At 70.0% G+C, this 16,039-nt stretch carries 12 protein-coding genes and 1 pseudogene; 7 read left to right on the top strand and 6 right to left on the bottom strand.

Annotation, left to right across the window (positions count from 1 at the left end):
• Positions 1 to 125: 125 nt before the first annotated feature.
• Positions 126 to 1,160: a hypothetical protein gene (locus K6I34_RS05255; protein WP_229322887.1), complete on the bottom strand. Its 1,035-nt coding sequence runs from the start codon at positions 1,158 to 1,160 to the stop codon at positions 126 to 128.
• A gap of 46 nt (positions 1,161 to 1,206) precedes the next feature.
• On the opposite strand from K6I34_RS05255, the gene K6I34_RS05260 reads away from it, so the two are divergent.
• The gene (locus K6I34_RS05260; protein WP_229322888.1) at positions 1,207 to 1,536 is read left to right on the top strand and encodes a hypothetical protein; all 330 of its coding nucleotides are present in this window, start codon (positions 1,207 to 1,209) and stop codon (positions 1,534 to 1,536) included.
• Between the two features lie 129 nt (positions 1,537 to 1,665).
• Here K6I34_RS05260 and K6I34_RS05265 read toward each other — a convergent pair whose 3' ends face one another.
• The 3 genes from K6I34_RS05265 to K6I34_RS05275 form a co-directional block, all read right to left on the bottom strand.
• Complete coding sequence (locus K6I34_RS05265; RefSeq protein ID WP_229322889.1) at positions 1,666 to 3,192, bottom strand: hypothetical protein; 1,527 nt, start codon at positions 3,190 to 3,192, stop codon at positions 1,666 to 1,668.
• Between the two features lie 547 nt (positions 3,193 to 3,739).
• Entirely contained in the window at positions 3,740 to 4,150 is a 411-nt protein-coding gene (locus K6I34_RS05270; RefSeq protein ID WP_229322890.1) for a hypothetical protein, read from the bottom strand.
• Positions 4,147 to 5,784: a hypothetical protein gene (locus K6I34_RS05275; RefSeq protein WP_229322891.1), complete on the bottom strand. Its 1,638-nt coding sequence runs from the start codon at positions 5,782 to 5,784 to the stop codon at positions 4,147 to 4,149. The genes K6I34_RS05270 and K6I34_RS05275 overlap by 4 nt, the downstream gene beginning before the upstream one ends.
• A 920-nt stretch (positions 5,785 to 6,704) precedes the next feature.
• Here K6I34_RS05275 and K6I34_RS05280 point away from each other — a divergent pair.
• The 5 genes and pseudogenes from K6I34_RS05280 to K6I34_RS05300 all read left to right on the top strand — a co-directional run bounded on the left by K6I34_RS05280 (position 6,705) and on the right by K6I34_RS05300 (position 11,835).
• A complete protein-coding gene (locus K6I34_RS05280) occupies positions 6,705 to 8,009 on the top strand; it encodes a sensor histidine kinase (RefSeq protein WP_229322892.1) in 1,305 nt (434 codons plus the stop codon).
• A complete protein-coding gene (locus K6I34_RS05285; protein WP_229322893.1) occupies positions 7,973 to 8,617 on the top strand; it encodes a response regulator transcription factor in 645 nt (214 codons plus the stop codon). The genes K6I34_RS05280 and K6I34_RS05285 overlap by 37 nt, the downstream gene beginning before the upstream one ends.
• Before the next feature lie 189 nt (positions 8,618 to 8,806).
• A pseudogene (locus K6I34_RS38810) lies at positions 8,807 to 9,106 on the top strand (hypothetical protein); the annotation flags it as partial.
• 172 nt (positions 9,107 to 9,278) lie between these two features.
• Positions 9,279 to 10,334, top strand: a complete 1,056-nt coding sequence (locus K6I34_RS05295) for an MMPL family transporter (RefSeq protein ID WP_229322895.1) — start codon at positions 9,279 to 9,281, stop codon at positions 10,332 to 10,334.
• A complete protein-coding gene (locus tag K6I34_RS05300; RefSeq protein ID WP_374230816.1) occupies positions 10,228 to 11,835 on the top strand; it encodes a translation initiation factor 2 in 1,608 nt (535 codons plus the stop codon). Before K6I34_RS05295 ends, K6I34_RS05300 begins: the two co-directional genes overlap by 107 nt.
• Before the next feature lie 76 nt (positions 11,836 to 11,911).
• Here the strand turns inward: K6I34_RS05300 and K6I34_RS05305 are convergent, their stop codons facing one another.
• Positions 11,912 to 14,005 (bottom strand): tetratricopeptide repeat protein, encoded by a 2,094-nt coding sequence (locus K6I34_RS05305; protein WP_229322896.1) that lies wholly within the window; start codon positions 14,003 to 14,005, stop codon positions 11,912 to 11,914.
• Between the two features lie 272 nt (positions 14,006 to 14,277).
• Between K6I34_RS05305 and K6I34_RS05310 the strand changes: the two genes are divergently transcribed.
• Positions 14,278 to 14,727, top strand: coding sequence for a hypothetical protein (locus tag K6I34_RS05310; RefSeq protein WP_229322897.1), 450 nt, complete (start codon positions 14,278 to 14,280; stop codon positions 14,725 to 14,727).
• 154 nt (positions 14,728 to 14,881) lie between these two features.
• On the opposite strand, the gene K6I34_RS05315 is transcribed toward K6I34_RS05310, so the two are convergent.
• A complete protein-coding gene (locus tag K6I34_RS05315; protein WP_229322898.1) occupies positions 14,882 to 15,775 on the bottom strand; it encodes a DUF4190 domain-containing protein in 894 nt (297 codons plus the stop codon).
• Positions 15,776 to 16,039 lie beyond the last annotated feature (264 nt).

A 16,039-nucleotide genomic window follows, 5' to 3' on the forward strand; every position in this document is an offset into this window, starting at 1 on the left:
GTTGCACACAGTCCCGCCCCTTCCCCCGCCCCATCGCCGACAGTGGGCCACTGCTGCTCGGTGCCCTACGCGTACCGGACGGCCTGGAGATCAGCGTGGCCCAGCCTCTCTCCGACACCGCTCACCTAGAGTTGTCTCAGGCCGCAGCGCCGCCGGAGGCATGGGAGCGCATCGCCGACATCCCGCCCGGACAGGCCACGCTGACGGTGACGGCTCCGGCCGATGCGGGCAGCCGTGTGCGCCTGGTCGTAGTCGACAGCAACGGCGTACCGATCTTCGGCAACATCGTGTTCGTCGTCGACCCTGACCGCGCCCTGCGCCGAATGACCCCGACTCAGTCCCAGGCCCCCACGACACGGCCTCCCGACCTGTTCGCGGATCCCCGGCTCGCCGAACGATTCCTGGGCGACCTGGAAACCCTCCGTACGGGACTGGCCCCCACCCCAGCGGGCATATCCGCGAGCAGCAGCACTGGCGGTGCGGTCACGATGGCCCCGCTGGACGGCGACGAGGACGGCTGGGAGCGCTATCTGGACGAATGCGCCGGACGCGTCGGACATCCGCTCACGCGCTTCGCGCTGGGGCTCCCCCTGCCCACCGACATCAGCACGCCCTTTCAGGACCTGCTGCCCGTCTCCTGGGACGAGCGGTTCATCGATGACATCGAAGCCACCCTCAACGATGACGACGCGGAGGCCGTGGCAGCAGAGCACGACCCCAAGGCAGCCGGTGCCGAAGCGAGTAGCACCGCCACCCTGCCCGACCTCCGGCAGGCCGACCAGGAAGTCCGCCGTAGATACCGGCGCTGGGGGGAGCGCCTCGTCGCCCTCGCTCCCCACCTGGGTCCTCCCGAGCGGATCGAGCCCCAGGTCGGCAGCCTCGCCGCAGTCGCCCTCGCCGTGCTCCGAAGCCACGCCCCACGCTACGAACTCACCCCCGAGACACTCGCCTTCAACGAAGCCTCCCAGGCAGTCGGCCACCTGCTTCCCGCTGTGGACTCCGCGTACGTCACGGAGTACACGACGCTGCTCGACACAGACTTCGGCCCGGCTGTCGACCAGGCTGCCGTGCTCGATGTCGCGTCGGACGTCGTCCAGGACGATCCCCTCGCCGACGCCATATGGTCCCCCGCCGAGAAGGGGCGCGACGTACACCGCCACGGACGGCTCCTCCTCCATGTCACCGGACGCTTCAGCAACCCCGCGCGTGGCACTCGAAGCAGTCGGCGCCGCCGAGGATGCGCCCCTGGTCGGGGCCTGGGCCGACTCGGGCTCGGACTCCGGCGGGGGAGCCTGGGCGCTGGTCGTCTGGCGTCGGCCCGACCTCATCGTGGTCGATGCCGGTCGGCCGATTCCCCTCTGGCGGCATTACCGGCTCACCGGGCTGGTAGGCCCCAGAGCCCTCGCCGCACAGCGCGGCTTCGAATCCGCCACCTCCGTACCCCACGGCCCCCGCAACCAGCCCTTCAAACTGGCTCACCAAGTCCTGTCAGACCTGCGTCTGGCCGGGCCACGGCCACCACGGTGCGAGCCATAGTCCGTGGACTACCCCGCGTGCTCGCCCGGGAGGACACAGTGCCACCGGCCACCGGTGACCACGGTCCTCAGGATCTGTCTACGGCAAGGTGCGAGCGGAGAGTGCTGTACGCCTACGGGGCAGGGGCCATCAATCCGCTGCTGCCTCGTCCGGGTCGATCATGGCCAACCACCCGGACACCTCTTCCTCAGCCTGGCGTTCGTCAGCAGCGCTTTGTTCCTTGTCCTCCTCCCAGGCCACGCTCCTGAAGATCTCCTCCGATTCCCACTCATCAAGCAGTTCGCGAGGTCTGTGATCCCAGTCGCCGAGTTCCCCGTAGTACTCCTTGGCGCTGTACAGCAGTCGGAGATCCGCTTCGACGAGTCGATAGCGGGGGCTCACGCCGTAGAAATGCCGGTGTGTCGGGCGCTGAAGATTCACCTCGACCGCCCCGAGGTAGCTCTCCGACTCGGCCAGGAGCGCTTGGTGCAAGTCATCGAGTTGGCCTCTGCGCACGCCACGGACGAGGGCGAAGGCCACCTCCACGTCCGCCAGCAGAGTGCCCAGAGCGTTGATGGAGTGCGTCGACCACACCTTGGGCTCACCCGCCAAGTGGGCCGCTGCGATGTCAAGCGGCTTCGGCAGGCCGGTCAGCCCTGAGTGGGTGACGAGATTGCCCACGGCGACCGTGAGATCGCGCCGGAACTCCGGCACCACCCGCATCAGCTGCCGGAACGTCTCACGCTGGATCTGCCCCGGGTCGACCTCAAGTTCGTTGAAGTGCAGTGCCACAGTGACGTCATCGTTGCTTGGGTCACGAGTAGCGCCCAGCAGCCGCGATCCCGACCCGTGCGACGACAGCCCTGTCTCGAAGTCGTCGACAGAAACCATCCTTACGGTCTCGTCCTCACCCTGAATGACGTACTTCATGAACGCCCCTTCTGCGGTTTGCGGCTTCCCGAAGAACAGCGCGGAGATCCGAATCGCATCGGCGGATTCACCCACAACAAGGCCGATCCCTGCATAGGTGGCCTGCTCTGTCGCCGCGCTGACCAAGTCCGTGCCGGCGGTAGTGGTGGTGAGCCATTGCGGGTCATACCGGATCATGACCGTACGCCCGCCCAGTCGAAAGGACAGGTAGGGGTCGTCCTGCCATGTTCCGGTGAGCGGCCGAGGAAACGGCCGGTTGGACACGTTGCGGCTACGCATCGGCGCGTTGAACGCCACGTACATCCCCTGCCGGATCGCGTCCAGACGCGCTTCGCCGAGAGGAACAGCGTGCCCTCGCCACGACTCGAAGACGGGACGCACAGTCCCGACGAACATCCCGGGGGCGAACCCCTGCCCAGAGAACGGCCGCGTCGGGTCGAGGCCGGCACGTTGAGCCGCCTGCTGCACGACATCCCCGCCCGGAAGCATCGCAACTCTCGGCACGTTGAGGTAGTCGATGCTGCTGTAGCTCATCCTCCACGCCTGCCCGGCTTTCCTCAGGGCGGCGGTCCAGGTCTCGTGCTCCGCCTTGAGTCCGGACAGCTCCTCAACGGTGTACGCCTCTCCGTTGTTCTTGTCGACGATGTCGTGGCAGGTCGAGCACAACAACAGGAGGTTCGATACGGCGTTCCTGGCCTCGATCGGCAGGGTGGGGTCCGCTCGGGGCCCATGATCGCTGAGTGCCACATTGTGTGCCGCCTGAGCCGTTGGGGTACGTCCGGCAGCCCCAGGGTCCAGCTCCCGCCGACACATCTGGCACATGCCGTTTGCCAGTCTCCAGAGCTCCCGGCGAACGCGCTCACTGACCTCCGGCCCTCTGGCCATACCGCCCCCACCTCATTGCCACTTCGATTCGCACACGCGTGCACGCTGCTCAGAGGCACCGATCCTGCCAGCGATCAAGCCTCCAAGTGGCAACTCCACGCCATCTCTTCAGGCACCTCACGCGACATTGGCCGATACCGTGTGGTTTCAGCCGTCACAAGAGAGCCCTCGTGCCCGTTCCGGGTTGAGCGGCTCCCTATCCGGATGACCGCGAACCTCCTGAGGAATCTCGACAACACGGTGAAGCGAGCGCTGGCCATTGATCGGTCGCCGAGGCTGCAACGAGCCGTGAAGGGCTCGGCTAGCTGCGCCTGCGAAGCACGGACCGCAAGCTGTCACGTGAGACGGTGACGATACCGACCACCGGAATCGTCGATCGGACCAGCCAGGAATTGGCGCAGCCGCCACCTCAGCCGAGCCATCCGGCAAGGGCGTGAGCGAGCGCGTCACCCCCCTGCTGCACCACGGTCCCCGCCACCAAAGCCGGCAACGCTTGCACAGCCCCGCGCAGCGCCCCAATCGCCGGTGCATCCGAGGCTGTCAGCGAGGTGTCGATGGAGTCCGCCATAGCGCGGAGCACCTGTGCGTTCGGCAGGACCGATCCGTTCTGATCCACCTCGGTTCGGAATGCGGCAAGGATGTCGCGCACGGTTTCCATGCTGACGGCGGGACTCTCGACGGACGCCGACTGGTGGACGTTCGAGATGTTCTGCCCGACCACATTCTGGAGCGGGGCGATGTTGTTACCGCCGATGCTGATACCCGAGCCGTGTCCCTGTTCCGGTTCGGGGCGGCGACGTCCTACAACCATCAACTTCATCCTCCTTGAGTCTTGTTGTCCTGGCCGACATTGCTGATGCCGCTGCCGACGACGTTCTGGATGGGTGCGTTGTTGTCGCCGTAGACCTGGATATTGGCGATGACCGCGGCCACCTGGCGCTCGTACGCAACGGTGTCGACGCCCAGCTCTTCGAGGTAGGCGGAGAGCGTGCGGAAGACGCAGGTCTGCATGAGGACGACGTGCCGCTTCGCGTCGTCGGCCTGGTGCATGTCGGTGACTTCTTCGGTGGAGTACCGGTCCCGGAGGCTGACCGGATCTTTTCCCTCGGCCCGGCCACCTTCCGGCTGCACTCCGAGGGCGAGCCGGGTCACCAGCCGCCACAGTGCGAGGGGGCCGTGGACGGCGTCCAACAGGGACTGCACGACCACCCAGCCGTAAAGTCTCGCTGCGCGCTTGGCGACGGGTGAGTCCGTCACCCTCAGCTCGTTGTAGAGGGGCGTCATCACGTGGGGGCGCAGGGTAAGCCGTAGTTCGCCTGCCTCCAGTGCGGCATGCGCGAACAGGGTGACCACGACCTGGCCGTCCCAACTGACGCACTGCGCCCGCAAATAGAGCCGGTCCGGCACGCTGGACGGTGACCGGCGGCCCCGGCCGCGCAGGTCCGGCAGCTCCAACTTCCCGGCACGGGTCCGTCGAAGCCACAGCTCGGACGGCAGCCCGAGAATCTCCGTGACGGAGAAGCCGGGTAGGGGATCGGTGATCTCTCGTGCGCCACGGCCCAGTTCCCTGAGGGCGTCGCCCATCCGCCGCAGCAGCTCCCGCTCGCCGAAGGGCTTGATCGATACCTCTGAGTCCTTGGGCTTGAGTGGGATACCGATGTCAGCCACGCCCCATACGTAGCGTCCGGCTCCGACGAAGGTTTCCGGATGGTCATAGGGCAGTTCGAGCCGCGTCTGCTCGTTGCTGATGAGAGCCATCCGACGCATGGCCTTCGCAGACGTCCAGGGCAGGCCGTCAGGCGCGATGCCGTCCCGGACAATCCTGGACAACCCCGCCCGCGCCATGAGGCGATCTCCCGCACAGACGAGTACGGCCCCGGCCAGCAGGGCGAACGGCAGCAGGAGCAGCCCGGTCCGCAGAGCGACCGCCTCGCCGCGTATCGGCTCGTAGGGGACTACCGCGAGTATCCATGGCACACACAGAACGAGGTACGCCAGACGGGGCGAGGGCGCCAACCTCGACTTCTTGCCCTTACGGGCTGCCCGCAGCCCGGCCCACCGCATGAGGCAAGCCAGCAAGACGGCTCCGCCCCACACGACGGCTGCCCGGGGGACCTCGTACGCAACACCGACGGCAAGGAGCAGGACGAGCGTTCGCCGCAGCCGACGCCGTCTCCGTGCGCGCAGACTGTGCGCGATGACGGGCACGAGGTCGAATCCGTACGAGGGGACAGGCAACGGCGGCCCGTGGAGAACGTGATCACGTACCCACTGGGCCATGGGCTCACCCAGGGGAGGGCAGTCGTCGCTGCCCTCCAAGTAGATGCGTCTACGAGTACTGCGCCGCGGCTTGTTCGGTTTCTGATCCTTGCCCCGGATCTTGCTCCACCACGCCTTGACGGCTTTGACCCGGTCGGGACGGGTGTAGACGGCCTGGCACAGCAGCCTTGTCACCTCCGACGAGGTCGAGTCCACCTCACCAGAGCCGCCACCGTGAGAGGGGACAGGCCCGGCCTGAACCGGTATCGCGGGCCCATCGACCACCCCTTCCGGGGCGCGCCCCTCTCGTACACGCAGTCCCCGACCGAACCCCATTCCCGCCCCCCGTTCACTGACACGGCGGGCATCATCATGGTGAAGTCCCGGAACCACCAGACCGCAAACACGACAATGCACTCAACCGGCCTGATCGGTGAGGGATTGACCGAATACCGCTCACAGTCGAGAGTGCGTCGCACACAGCATCAACGCGTGGCCCTCCGCGCCTTGCCGGCATGAACGGCCTTGACCGTCATTGGCCCGAGCTACAGAACAGTCCGCGAGGCCGCGGCTTCGGTCGTGCTGACCGCGCCCGGCGTCGCGCTCCATGAAGAAGCGATCCTCGATCTCCTTGTGGACGACCTATCGCACCATGCGTAGGGACGTCGGCGCCGTGCTCGGCTCTGGGAGCCATCTGGGAGCCGACCCGCTCCCGAAACCCCCTCCACACCACCCGAGACCCCGTTTCTGGGGCAGCTTGGGAGAACCGTTGGGAGAAGATCTTGGATTCCTTCTCCCACGCCCTCCCCGCAGGGCTGCCGACGAGCCGTCGGCCATGAAAGTGACCTGCCCCACAAGAGCCCCGGGGCGTCTTGTGTGAGTGGCGGGAGCTGCTCACCAGAGGGGGCTTCACGGTCCGGTCCGGCAGATCACCCAGGGGCCCGGTCGTCGCTGATCGAGGCCGTTCCCGACGGCTCCGTGGACCGGCCCGTCTCCGGGGGGGGTGACGTAAGTCCCCCCTCTTCCGGGGGCAAGGCCCAATGTGCGCGACGCGGTCGGCGGTCAGACTTGGCTGTGCGAGGCCACCGGGGTCTCGGGGGAACGAGGAGGTTGTCGTGGCGCGCGCATCGAAGGGGCTGGACCTCAGCCCGCAACGGCTGTGGGCACCGGCGCTGCGCGGGCTGGCCCTGTTCGCGCAGAAGATCCCGCAGCTGGTGATGTTCGCGCTGACCCTGGCCTCGCTGGTCTATCTGGGCATCGGCGTGGGCCTGTTCCTGCTGCCGCTCACGGTGGCCGGCCTACGGCTCCTGGCGAACCGCTCGCGGCGGCTGGCCCACGCCTGGTCCGGGGTGAGCATCCCCGAGCCCTACCGGCCCGAGCCGGAGCCGGAGCCCGGGCTCATCGGCCGGGTCCGCCGCGTGCAGTGGATCCTCACCGACCCGGCGACCTGGCGCGACATGCTGTGGGCCATCGCCGACCCGGCCGTCGGCGGCTTCCTGGCCCTGCTCCCGGCGGCGCTGCTGGTGTACGGCCTGGAGGGGCTCGTCTTCCCCTTCCTGTGGGACACCCTCACCGCGGCGGGCTACAACGACTGGTACGGCCCGATCCATGTGCACGGCGCGTCCAGTGCGCAGTCCTGGCTGACGGTGCCGTTCGGCCTCGCGGTCCTCGCGCTCGGCCTGTGGGCCGGCCCCCGGCTGCTGACCGCGCACGCCCTCTTCACCCGGACGCTGCTGGGCCCGGCCCCCGGCACCGAACTCGCCCAGCGCGTACGGCACCTGACGGAGACCCGCAGCGTGGCCGTGGACAGCCAGGCCGCCGAGCTGCGCCGTATCGAGCGGGACCTGCACGACGGCGCGCAGGCCCGGCTGGTGGCCATGGGCATGCACCTGGGCGCCGCGGAATCCCTCATGGCCACCAACCCCGAGGCGGCCCGCGCCCTGCTGGCCGAGGCCCGTGAGTCCTCCTCCAAGGCGCTCGGCGAGCTGCGCGACCTCGTCCGCGGCATCCATCCTCCGGTGCTCTCCGACCGCGGCCTCGGCGACGCCGTGCGGGCCCTGGCCCTGGATATCCCGCTGCCCGTCGAGGTGACGGTGGAGGTGCCGGGCCGGCTCTCCGACCCGGTGGAGTCCGCCGCCTACTTCGCGGTCTCCGAGCTGCTGGCCAACGTGGCCAAGCACGCAGAGGCGCAGCGCGCCTGGGTCGACCTGCGGCACGACGGCGAGACCCTGCGCATGAGCGTCACCGACGACGGCAGCGGCGGCGCGGACGCGTCGGGCGGCAGCGGGCTGCACGGCATCGAGCGGAGGCTCTCCGCATTCGACGGAATACTGGCCCTGAACAGCCCTGTGGGCGGCCCGACCATGGTGACGATGGAGATTCCGTGCGTATTGTCCTCGCCGAAGACCTCTTCCTTCTGAGGGAAGGACTCGTGCGGCTCCTGGAGGCCCACGGCTTCGAGATAGCCGCCGCGGTCGACAACGGCCCCTCCCTGGTGAAGGCCCTCGTCGAGGAGCGGCCCGACGTGGCCCTCGTCGACGTGCGGCTCCCCCCGACCTTCACGGACGAGGGGCTGCGCGCCGCGATCGAGGCGCGGCGGCAGGTGCCCGGACTGCCGGTGCTGGTCCTCTCGCAGTACGTGGAGCAGCTGTACGCCCGGGAGCTGCTGGCCGACGGCGGCGGCGCGGTGGGCTACCTGCTCAAGGACCGCGTCTTCGACACCGCCCAGTTCATCGACTCGGTCCGGCGCGTGGCGGCGGGCGGCAGCGCGATGGACCCCGAGGTGATCGCCAAGCTGCTCTCCGGCACCGTGCGCGACGAGCCGCTGGCGCGGCTGACGCCCCGGGAGCGCGAGGTGCTGTCGCTGGTGGCCGAGGGCCGCTCCAACGCGGCGATCGCGCAGCGGCTGACGGTCTCGGAGAAGGTCGTCACCAAGCACACGTCCAGCGTCTTCGCCAAGCTCGACCTGGCACAGTCCGACGACGACAACCGCCGTGTGCTCGCGGTGCTCGCCTACCTCAACTCCTGACCGGGCGACGTCTCCTGACGAACCTTCCTGACAGGCCTTCCTGACGAGCCTTCCTGACGAGCCTTCCGGCACGTGAAGCCGCTGTCTCGCGAGCCCTCCGGCCACGCGAGGGCGCTCCCCCGCGCCCCCGCCGTCGTACCGCTCTCCGGGAAGATCTCGGACATCGAGAAGAACGACACGACCATCGAGATGCCGCGCGGCGCCGAGTCGACGGATGTCGCGCGCCTCGCGGGCCGCTTCGCCGACAGCAAGGTCTCGAACGGCGTCGTCGTCCACGCCCGCGGCACCGGCCTGACCGACGCCGACAAGGCGAAGATCGCGGCAGACGTCAAGGCGTTCGGCCCGATGGCCGTGCGCCCGGTCGCGCCCGCCCACGCCTCCGCGGACGGCAAGGCCATGGCCGTGATGGTCCCGCTCGACAAGGACACCGCCACCCTCGCGGACAGCGCGAAGAAGGTCCGCGACCAGGCGACGGGCAGCCTGCCCGACAGTCTGGAGGCCAAGCTGACGGGTCCCGTGGGCAACTCCCTGGACGCCGCGGACGCCCGCGAGTCCACGGGCCACGGGCCACGCCCTGACCCTGATCACCGTCCTGGTCGTCGCCGGCCTGCTGCTCTTCACCTACCGCAGCGCCATCCTGTGACTGCTGCCGCTGGTCGACGTGGGCATCGCCTACGTCACCACCCAGGCCATCTCCTGTCTGCTGGCGAAGGGCTTCGGCCTGACCGTCGGCGGCGGCCGCGTGGTGATCCCGCTGGTCCTCGGCGTGGTCTTCGTGATCCTCGTCCTGCTGCTGCGGGCGCTGGTCGCGCCGGTGCTGCTGATGGCGACCACGGTGCTGTCCTTCTTCGCCGCGCTGGGCATCAGCTGGGTGCTCTTCCAGCACGTGATGGGCTTCCCGGCCGTCGACATCCAGGTCATGCTCATCGGCTTCCTGTTCCTGGTGGCCCTCGGCGTCGACTACAACATCTTCCTGATCCACCGGATCCGCGAGGAGGTCGGCGTGCTCGGCCACAAGGCGGGCGTGCTGTCCGGCCTCACCTCGACCGGCGGCGTCATCACGAGCGCCGGCGCGGTGCTGACGGCGACGTTCGCCGCGCTGACGAGCGCCCCGCGGGTGGCGTTCGTCGAGATCGGTGTCGTGGTCGCGATCGGCGTGCTGATCGACACGTTCCTGGTGCGGTCCGTGCTGGTACCTGCCCTGTCCCTCGTCCCTCGACGTGGGCCGCGCCTTCTGGTGGCCGAGCCGCCCGGCGGTGCCTTCGGCCTCGCCGTGCCCGTCCGGACGCCGGAGTGGCACCGCACCGGCCTGCCTCGTATCGGAAGGCGACCTGCCGCCCGGGTAGCGGAAAGTGCCGCCGGTACGATCAACTCCATGCCGCAAGAGGCCCCCGACAACGCCGCCCCGCTCGACGAGAACGGCGCGCCCCTTTATGGATCTTCGGGTAGAATTAACGCTTTTTCGGGCAGCGGGCAGCGGGCAGCGGGCAGCGGGCAGCGGGCAGCGGGCAGCGGGCAGCGGGCAGCGGGCTGTGCTGCTCGCTGTCCGGTCGGCGGGGGCGTTGCATCGGCTGCTCGACGTGCTGCCCGTCTTCGACGGGGACGAGCGCATTCGCGTCCGGTTCACGCTGGTGCCGGGCTCCGCGTTCGACGTGGATGCCTTCGCCGCCCTGGAGCGTGCCGGGGCTCGTACCGTCAGCTGGGAGCAGGCGTGTGAGCGCGAGCACGATCTGATCCTGACGTCGAGTCCGAAGGGGCCGTTGCGGGTGCTTTCCGGGCCCGGGGTGCTGCTTCCGCACGGTGCCGGGTTCAACAAGACCGTCAGGGACGATGGTTCGCCGGATCTGCCGTCCGGCCTCGATCCGCACTATCTGCTCGTCGACGGCGAGCCCTGGGCCGCGCTCCACGCGTTGGCGCACGAGGAGCAGCTCAGCCGCCTCGCCGAGTACTGTCCGCCGGCCGTCGGCCGGGCGACCGTGGTGGGTGACCCGACCCTGGACCGGCTGCTCGGTTCACTCGGCCATCGGGAGGCTTACCGCGCCGCTCTGGGCACGGGGGAACGCCGTCTCGTCGTCCTCACGTCCACCTGGGGGGAGGAGTCGCTGCTCGAGCGGCGGCCCGAGCTGCCGGGCGAGCTCATGGGCCGGCTCCCGTACGACGAGTACCAGCTCGCCCTCGTCCTCCACCCCAACGAGCACAGCCGGACCGGCCCGTTCGACCTCTCCCGCCAGTTCGCCCCCGCCCTCACCGCGGGCATGGTCCTGGCCAGGCCGTACGAGGAATGGGCGGCCCTCCTCGTCGCGGCCGACGCCGTGGTCACCGATCACGGGTCGACGGCCCTCTACGCGGCCGCGCTCGGCCGGCCGGTCGTCGGCGCGTACGACGGCGGGGGCGAGTTGCTCCCCGCCAGTCCCATGGCCCGGCTGCTCGCCCAGGTGCCCCAGCTGACCAAGGCCGCCGACCTGGTGCACGTCCTTCCGGCGGCCGGGGCCCATGACACCCGGGAGTTCGCCGACGCGGCCTTCGATCTGCCGGGCCAGGCTCTGCCGCGGCTCCGGTCCGAGCTCTACCGGCTGCTGAGGCTGGAGCCGAGGGAGGTCGCGGTGGCTCCGCATCCGCTCCCCCGCCCGGCCGCGCCCCGGCGCCCGACGGCCTTCGCGGTCCGGGCCGAGGTGGCCGGGCAACGCGTCGAGATATCCCGCTTCCCGCCGTTCACCTCCGAGCCGGTGCACCACGTGGCGGCCGAGCACCCCGAAGCAGGCCCGCGCCATGTGCAGAGCGCGGCGGTGCTGTGGCGTCGTGCGCGGCCCGCCTCGCCCGCGCCGCACACCGGCACCACCAGCACCTGGACGGCGGCGGGCTGGACGGCTCGCATGCTGGACGAGGCTCCGGGGTGCCGTACCGCCGCCGTGGTCCTCACCCCGGAGCGGTGCCTGGTCCGGAGCCGGTCGGCGGGGCTGTTCAGCGTCCGCGTCGAGGCGTGCAGGGCCGACGGCCGTGTCCTGCGCGCCGATCCGGGGGCCGTGGTGTCGGCCGTGCACGCCTGGCTCGGTGCCTCCGCGCGGATGAGCGCCTCCTCGCGGAGCGGTACCTCCCCACAGAGCGGTACCTCCCCGCGGAGGGCGCTGCCGGTATCGCTCGTCTGCGACACCGGCCCCTTCGCCGTACGTGTCGAGCTGGCCGCGGCCGACGAGGCGGATCTCTCCTACGAGCTCTGACCTGACCTACGGGCTCTGGCCCAAGAGTTCTGCCCTAGGAGCTCTTGCCTAGGAGCTCTTGCCTAGGAGCTCTTGCCTAGGAGCTCTGGCCGCCGTCGGGCACGCCGCCGAAGCGTTCGGCCAGCAGGCGAGCCGTCTTGCGGTGTTCCTCCGCTTCGGTGGTCTCCCCCAGGTCGTCGGCGAGGGCGGCCAGTTCGGTCAGGACACGTGCCTCGTCGAACGTCGAGCCCCGCTCGCGGGAGTGCGCCAGCGCCGCGCGGACGAGTGCGCCCGCTTCCACCGGGCGCCCGGCATGCCGCAGGGCGCGGCCGAGTTCGAAGCCGGTCCGTGATGTCATGCGCTCGCGGTCCTGTTCCCGCGCCATCCTGTGCGCCGTGTCCAGCAGGGTGACCGCACGGGCGGGGTCGCCCTGCTGGAGAGCGGTGCGGCCCAGCAGGTAGGTCTGGAGCAGCACGCCGTACGCGTTCCCGATCGCTTCGTGGGCCTGCCGGGATGCCTCGAAATCGGCGGCTGCCCCGTCCCAGTCCTCTTGAGCGGACTTCAGCAGGCCGTGGAACTCCAGCACCGATGCCCGCAGTTTGCGCTCCTGCGGCGTCCTGCCCAGCGCCTTGGACGCGTTCAGCGCCTGCCGCAGCTGTTCGGCGGCTTCACCGTACTGCTGTTGTTCCCACAGCGGCCTGGCCAGCTGGCAGCGCATGCGGATCATGGCCGGCAGATGCTCCTGCCGGTCGGCGGCTGCCGCGCCCGCGCGGAAGGCGTCCGTGATGTCGGCGTAGTGCGGATGGTCGAGGAAGTGCGTCCACAGCGGTTCGCACAGGGCCCAGGCGTGTTCGTAGAGCTCGTTCTCGAAGGCCAGCCGGACGCAGCCGTACAGGGCGAGCCGATGCGATTCCAGCCATCGCAGAGCCTCCGTCTTCCCCGTGAACGTGACGTCGGGGACGTCACCGGCCGGAGCATCGGTATCGAGGCCCGCGAAGGTCATGCGCGGGCCCGCCGCCAGCAGGTCCGCCCGGGCGGACTGGCGCCTGTACCAGCGGACCAGCCCGAGACGGGCATCCGCGCGGTCCGTTCCCGCGGGGTCGGCCTGGCCCGCGCGGCGTTCGGCATGGCCGCGCAGCAGGTCGTGCATCCGGTGTCCCTCGGGGCGGTTCTCCAGCAGGCCCGCTGTTTCGAGCTCCTCCAGCGCGTCCTCGGCCGTCCGGAGGTCGCTGCCGAGGAGCGCGGCGGCGGGCGGGGCCGTGACGACGGGAGCGGGGTACTGCGGCAGGAGGCGGTAGAGCCGGGCGGCGTCCTGTCCCAGCCCCGAGTACGCGGCGTCCCAGACTGCCTCGACCATGGGGATGCCCTTCTCGTGCAGCTCGGCCGTGAGCTCGGTGACCAGGCGGGACAGGCTGCGCCTGCGGTACTTGCGGACCCACTGGCCCGCCACTCGCAGCGCGGCGGGCAGCCCGCCGCAGCCGCGGGCGAGCTCCGTCACGGCGTCCGGCTCCGCCGCGAGCCGCGGATCGTCCACGATGTGCCCGAGCAGCCGTACCGCGTCGTCCACGGCCAACGGATGCACGGGGATCTCCACGGAGGCCACGCCGTCGAGGTCGTAGAGCAGCCCCTGGCTCGTCACGATGACCAGGCTCCCCGCGGACGCCGGGAGCAGCGGTACGGCTTCCGTGCCGGAGCGGGCGTTGTCGACGACCACGATGAGGCGCTTGTCCCGGGTGTGGGTCCAGTACTGCTTCGTGCGGCCGGCGAAGGACCGCTCCAGCCAGTCCGGGGAGACACCCAGGCCGGTGAGCAGGTGGCCGAGCGCGTCCGCCACCTCCACGCCGCCGTCCACGCGCAGGTCGTCGAGGTCGACGTACAGCACCCCGTCGGGATATCTCTCGCTGAGGCGGCGCGCGACGTGGAAGCCCAGAGCCGTCTTGCCGATCCCGCCGATCCCGTTCAGCGCCACGACGAGCGGACCGGCGTGCTCCGAGTGGCCCTCGGCCGCCCGGGCGATGTGCGCCTGCTCGTCATGCCGGTTGGCGAAGTGCGCCAAGGCGGGCGGCAGCTGGTACGGCGCCGGTGGGGCCGGAGAGGCCGCTGCTCCGTGCACATGCAGCTCGCCGATGCGGGCGGCCTGGACCACCGTGTCCGCGTGTCCGCTCACGCTGTTGTACGTCCCCTCGACCATTCCCCAACAGTACGGCCTGAGCGACGGTGTGACGGGGTGATACCTGCGGTTCGTGAGGCGGCATCGAGCCTTCCCAGGGAGGCTTCACTCGTGGGCCGAACGTCGCTTGGCGAGCGAGGAGTTGACCGGGACCGGCCAGCGCCCCCTCCGGCGAATGTTTCACGTGGAACACGGCCGGACGGGCGAAGGGGGCCGACATCCGGAATCCGCTGCCCCGATGCCCGGGGCGCTTCTATCGTGTGTCCATTACAGACAACCCAGGGAGTGCACCCATGGATCCGATCTCGGCAGCAGCTCTCGCGGCGCTGGCCGGAGGCGTCGGCGGGGAAGCCGGACGTCAGGCGTGGCAGGGGCTCTCCGCCCTCGTCCGGCGCCCCTTCGGCCGCCGCGCGGGGACTCAGGACGGGACCGACGACCTCGCCGTGAGCTCCGGCCTGCCCGAGCTCACAGCGCTGGAGGACGCCCCGGAGGACCAGATGCGAGCCCAGGCACTGGCCACGGCACTGGGCGTCCGGGCAGCCCTGGATACCGAGTTCCGGGAGCTCGTCACGGCGTGGTGGCGGCAGGCCCAGGAGGTGGGCACCACCGGGACGGTCCACAACACCGCTCACGAAGTCCACAACGACATCAGCGGTGGCACGCAGCAAACGGTCGTCCAGGGCGGGAACTTCTCCCACCTCACGATCAACGCCGCCCCCGGCACCACTCCCCCGACCACCTGAGCCCTCAGATCCCGATGTGAAGAAGCCCGGGGAGCGATGAGCCCCCGGGCACGAAAACCCCCAGGCATGAAGAAGCCCCGGGCGCGAAGAAGCCCTGGACGCGAAGAGCCCCGGGGCGCATGCCGCCCCGGGGCCACCGGTCACACAGGTGCCGTTACTTCACGGCACCGGTCCAGGTCGCTTCCTTGTACGTGATCACGCCCGGCTCGACGCTGACCTCCATGCGGTCGTGCGCCTTCTTCTCCGGCACCAGGTAGACGTAGGTGCCGGTGACCGACTTGCCCGGGTGGGGGCGGCCCGTGATGCCCTGGTTGAAGCTGGGGCCCTTGGTGAAGTCGTAGGTGCGCTCGAGACCCGCGCCGTCGCCGTCACGGGCCTTGACCTGCGTCAGTTCGAGGTCGACGTCCTTGCCGGTGCCGTTCTCGACGGTGATCTCCACCTTGTAGGCGACGAAGCCCTCCTTGGCCGAGTACTTGCCGAGCTCCACCTCCTCCGGCTGGGAGGCGGTGACCTTGAGACCGTCCCGGTAGGACGCCGTCTTCCCGAAGTCGAGCGTGAGCTTGTCGGCCGACTTCCGGTCCTTGTCGAGCTCGTCGGATTCGTCGGGTCCGTCAGAGGCCGAGGGGGGCGCGGTGGCCGTCGTGTCCCTCTTCCGGTCCTCCTCGTCGATCTCCTTCTTGGCCTTGTCGATCAGGCCGACGGTCAGCAGGAGCCCGACGACGGCCAGCGCGCAGGCGAGGCCGCCGAAGACCGTGCCCACGATGGCCATCGCCTTGTTCGTCGCCGCGCCGTTGCACGCCCGGCCGATGCCGACCACACCGAAGACCACGGCCAGGACGCCGAGAATGGCCCCCGCCCAGAAGAGGAAGGGGACGCCGGCGATCGACGCGCCGACGAGGCCCAGCACCAGAGCGGCGATGCCCGCCCCGTTGCGCGGCGACTCCACGAACGGCGGGAACCCCACCGGCGGCACGGGCCCCATGGGCGGCACCGGCCCCATCGGCCCCGCACCCATCGGCGGCACCGGGCCCATCGGTCCCGTACCCATCGGCGGCACGGGCCCCGCAGGCGGCACCGGGCCGAGCGGCGGCACCGCCCCCGTCGGAGACCCGGGCGGCGTCCCCCACTGCGGCGGATCCTGCGGGGCGGGCGGCGGAGGCGGCGGGGTGGTCATTCGGGTTCTTCCTCGGGAGCTACGGGGTTCGATACGGCGATCCACCCCTGTTTGCGATCTTTGTGAGTTTTTAGCAATTTTTAGACAAACCTTGGGAAGGCTATCCCGCGTGCCGAATGACATGGACATCGGCATGCC

Origin of the sequence: Streptomyces sp. UNOC14_S4 (assembly GCF_020740835.1) — a bacterium.
Lineage (GTDB): Bacteria > Actinomycetota > Actinomycetes > Streptomycetales > Streptomycetaceae > Streptomyces.